Raw genomic sequence first — 709 nt, forward strand, 5'->3', positions numbered from 1 at the left:
AAATAAAGAGTGAATAAAAAATAAATTATTACACAATATAAGCTAGAACTAAGGAAAATAGCGATTAAAAATAAATTATATAAAAAAATTGAAAAAAGTTTTAAAAAAGTATTGACGATATAAAATTAAGATGGTATAGTATTACTTGTCCTTAAGAAAAGGGCAAACAAGTAGAAAAAAACAACAGAAAAAAAGTTGACAAAGTTAAATAGCTTTGGTAAACTAAGGAAGTTGAAAAAATAAGCGCCAACATGGTTGCTTAAAATGAACTTTGAAAATTAAACAGTAGGTTAATTTATAGAATTTGAAACAACCAAACAAAGCCAGATATATAACAGTATCTGAGCCCAAGTCAAAACTTATATTTAAGAGTTTGATCCTGGCTCAGGATGAACGCTGGCGGCGTGCCTAACACATGCAAGTCGAGCGATTTCCTTCGGGAAAGAGCGGCGGACGGGTGAGTAACGCGTGGGTAACCTGCCCTGTACACACGGATAACATACCGAAAGGTATGCTAATACGGGATAACATGAGAAAGTCGCATGGCTTTCTTATCAAAGCTCCGGCGGTACAGGATGGACCCGCGTCTGATTAGCTAGTTGGTAAGGTAACGGCTTACCAAGGCGACGATCAGTAGCCGACCTGAGAGGGTGATCGGCCACATTGGAACTGAGACACGGTCCAAACTCCTACGGGAGGCAGCAGTGGG

1 rRNA gene is annotated in these 709 nt (G+C 38.9%); it reads left to right on the forward strand.

Annotated elements, in window-relative coordinates:
• Window positions 1–361: 361 nt before the first annotated feature.
• Window positions 362–709: ribosomal RNA gene (locus tag JWF52_RS18670) — 16S ribosomal RNA — on the forward strand; the annotation flags it as partial.

Source organism: Clostridium sp. CCUG 7971 (assembly GCF_017590215.1).
GTDB lineage: Bacteria > Bacillota > Clostridia > Peptostreptococcales > Peptostreptococcaceae > Faecalimicrobium.